This is a genomic window from Acinetobacter sp. Res13-Abat-PEC15-P4-01, from assembly GCF_015676285.1.
Lineage (GTDB): Bacteria > Pseudomonadota > Gammaproteobacteria > Pseudomonadales > Moraxellaceae > Acinetobacter > Acinetobacter nematophilus.
Map to the genome: position 1 here is coordinate 1 of NZ_JADAIN010000034.1, position 3,530 is coordinate 3,530.

4 protein-coding genes are annotated in these 3,530 nt (G+C 32.5%); all 4 read right to left on the minus strand.

From position 1 onward, the window contains the following. Positions 1-19: 19 nt before the first annotated feature. Positions 20-460 (minus strand): hypothetical protein, encoded by a 441-nt coding sequence (locus tag IMO47_RS12675; protein ID WP_196076149.1) that lies wholly within the window; start codon positions 458-460, stop codon positions 20-22. Positions 461-462: 2 nt separating this feature from the next. Further along, positions 463-1,743, minus strand: a complete 1,281-nt coding sequence (locus IMO47_RS12680) for a hypothetical protein (RefSeq protein WP_196076150.1) — start codon at positions 1,741-1,743, stop codon at positions 463-465. Between the two features lie 189 nt (positions 1,744-1,932). Then, positions 1,933-2,439, minus strand: coding sequence for a hypothetical protein (locus IMO47_RS12685; protein WP_151714529.1), 507 nt, complete (start codon positions 2,437-2,439; stop codon positions 1,933-1,935). A gap of 5 nt (positions 2,440-2,444) precedes the next feature. Next, a partial coding sequence (locus tag IMO47_RS19675; RefSeq protein ID WP_242052663.1) for a hypothetical protein occupies positions 2,445-3,530 on the minus strand: 1,086 nt, incomplete at its 5' end.

Sequence of the window (3,530 nt, forward strand, 5' to 3'; positions counted from 1 at the left end):
GATCTAATATAGTAAAATATTAAATTTCAGGCCAATCAAATGGATATATAACATTTTTAGGTTCTAAAACTATCGAAGAATCCAAATTCATAATCTCATTTCCAATTGCATTTATTCCATTAAAATATTTTTCCTTATTAAAAATAAATCTATAATTAATATTTCCAACCTCTAAATCCCAGATAATATCATTCGTTAGATGTTTTACTTCTACACCATCCCAGCACCCTTCATCAGCATATCCATTTAAAGCAGTAAAAATTAAAAATCTTCCATCTTTCTTTGTACTTTCAAATAACTCTTTATAAACAATTAATGCATCGTCAAACCCCTTATACTTAAATATATTTTCATAATCAATCTCAATATTCACTATTGCTGAATTTGAAAAAAATAAACCATTCCTTTGATAAACATTATCATCAATATATTGCTCTAGTTTACATTCAAAATCATTCATAATTACTTGCTCTCATGTCTAGGGGCTAGAGGAAATTGTGTGGATTTTTCTGCATCAGGATTAATCATGACTACATTAGTATTCGACTTTTGTGAAGTTGGGGATGTTTTTGAATCATTAATATTAGTGCTTATTGAAAAATCATACTCTTTTTTATAGATTGTAGCACCACTTCTCAAATCACTATAAGATATATCTGGATTTGATAAAGTATCTTCTCTTAATTTTTTTACATCTAAATCCTTATCAAATCTTGTCCTATTTTGACTAGCGTCAGAATTAGATGTTTCTGTATATGAATGTCGATTATAACTATGGTCATTTATGTAAGCACTCCTATCAGAACCTGAATTTTCTTTATAAAAGCCTTGTGAAGTCAATTCCTCTTTTCTTAATTGTTGATTTAAAGATTGAGATTGTATAGAGCTTTCTGCTGAATCAACTGTTTTCGAAACAGTAATCTCAGAATCTTTCCCCTTCGCAATCCCTTTACCAATACCAACAGCCGCACTAGCACCCAGCACAACACTTGTGGTTAAATTTATCCCATCGGCTGTTAATTCTTGCTGACCAACTAATTGCTTGGCTGTTTCATTAGATGATTGGTTCTTTGAATTTTTAATACTCTGAATTTGATCATAATCTGTATTAAATATAAATGCTGTGATTTCATCTACAACTCTTTCATTTAATTCAGCGACTTTATCGCCATACAGATAATCAGTAACCACCGATTTTGCCAAGTTAACAGGACCACCTAAAACTAAGCCCAATGCTAATGATGCTTTTTGAGGATCAATTCCTGTCGATTCAACTGTTTTATCGATTTTCTGTTTTACTTGACCAACTTTTGTAAATATATCAATGCCAACATTACTTTCATTACTAACACTGATCTTGTCCTTCCCAAATTCAGCCTCAGCTGTATCTGCGCCAGCCAAAGGAATGATTGTCGAAACAGGTTCTATCGTTGGAGGTTGTTGAGTAAACTCCACAAGCCCCTGAGCATCAACTTGCTTTGCTAACGTAAAATTTGGCTGCTTTGAATTTATCATCTTTTCGATGAGTAACTCTTTGACTTTATCAGAACTATATCCTTGAGCAATCAAATCACGCTTATAATTTGCAATCTCGTCCCTCAACTTATAAACATCTTGTAGGGACGCTAAAATTTCGGGTTGGCTCACTAAAACTTCAAAATCTTTAGGCTCTCCATCTTGTTTTATAAATTCAGGGAAGGCTTGGATCATGTCTCCCCCTAAAGCTTGCAACTCTGGTGGCATTTTAACGAGCTTTGCCTGAATATTATTTAATGACTGTAATGCTTTATCTTTAGAAGCTCCATCTGGTAATACTTTAACAATATCCTCCGCACTTTGACGGAAATTCTCTGGTAAATCCTTCTGCTCTTGAATAATCTGAGAACGTCCCTATTCCTCCACAAAAGGATATTTTATTTATCAAATATATCCTTAAATATAATTAACTCTTTTTAAATCTATAGTTTTAGCTGGAACAACATTTTGAAAAGTTCTACCATCCAACGTCCCCATAAAACCACACTGCCTACATTCAAAAATCATTTGATTATCATTAACTTCTTTCCAAACCAGCAATCCAAAATTACTACAATTAGGACATTCTTCATCCATTTCAAAGAAATATAATTTATCTAATATTTCACTTAAAATACGGGCAATACTTTCTGTGTCCTGAAAGCTATATCGATTTAAAACTTTTTTAATATGAATAAATTCTTCATCGTGTAATGTAGAATACATAACAGGATAATCTTCCTCATTCAATTGGATTTTTCTTATTAAATGATAATCACTAAAAGGTGGGGAACTCAAAATTTCATTATATTTAATCATCCATACCTTCAAAACTCTTAAAATTTCTTTTGGATCAGTATCTGATGGTAATAAATCTAAGTTTAGACGTAATTCATTAAATATATTTTGTGTAAATTTCAACATAACCTTTAATTTCCTTTAACAGGGTAAGTGGTAATCAAATTACCCTTTGAATCCGTAAAAACTTTTATGAATCTTGTTGGCTGCCCACCTTCTTTTAGACTTGTAGTGCCAATAACTTTACCAGTATCAACAATTCTAACATATTGTCCGCCTGGTATTTCCACAACTCGAGATGATACAATTTTCTTATCTTGTAATAAGACTTTCAATTCATCTGGTTTAATCGAAAAAACTGATCTATTTTTTGCTATTGCTACATCAAAATGGCCATCAAGCACATGATTAAAGCCAGCAGAAACAGGTTCCCCTGTCGATCTCAATGGAGTCGATGCAGTTCTCCCGTTTGCTACATTAATTCTTGTAGCTACAGATCCAGTAACAGCTGCCTCGGTAGCTTTAGCGCTAGTTTCTGCAATTTTTTCAACCTTTTCTGCCGCTACGCTTCTAGATGAAGAAATTACTCTTGATGTAGCTAAACCAACTCCTGTAGCTTGCAATACGGCACCCGCACCTAATAATACCCTCTCAGTATTAGTTGGTGTTTCACCTGTTATTGGATATGGTTTACCAGTTGCATGATAAATTTGACATACAAATGAACTAACTCCAACTGAACTACAACCTGCCATATAAGCTTCTTGACCTAAAGCTTTTAATTTCTCTACATTCATTTCTTCATTTTTATTATATGATTCAACTTGCTGTTTGTTCGCTGGTTGCAATATATACTCACCATTACTTGCGATTTTATTAGTTACAACACAAACTGATGAGCTAGATACAACACAATGTACTAAATCATTAGGTTTATAACTAGTAACAATTTTTTTACCTCCACCAAATGCGGCATCTTCTGAAAAATAATCAGTTTCAGATTTTGCAATCGTTCTACCTTTTTCAACTAGTTTTACTATTTGTTTTGCTAAATTGGTACAATCTATTGATTGCTTATTGGCACATTGATTCTCATATTTTCCTTTTAATATTGCATAATTAGTTTTATCACTTAAGGACAAATGATTTTCAAACTGATCACCACTTGCAACCTGTCCTAAGTGTTTCTGTTCATTTGCTTTTAATAAATCCAATTG

Bases quoted from the DNA above. Each gene is read 5' to 3' on its own strand.
- IMO47_RS12680 (WP_196076150.1), bottom strand. From the start codon at position 1,743: ATGCCACCAGAGTTGCAAGCTTTAGGGGGAGACATGATCCAAGCCTTC.
- IMO47_RS12685 (WP_151714529.1), bottom strand. From the start codon at position 2,439: ATGTTGAAATTTACACAAAATATATTTAATGAATTACGTCTAAACTTA.
- IMO47_RS12675 (WP_196076149.1), bottom strand. From the start codon at position 460: ATGAATGATTTTGAATGTAAACTAGAGCAATATATTGATGATAATGTT.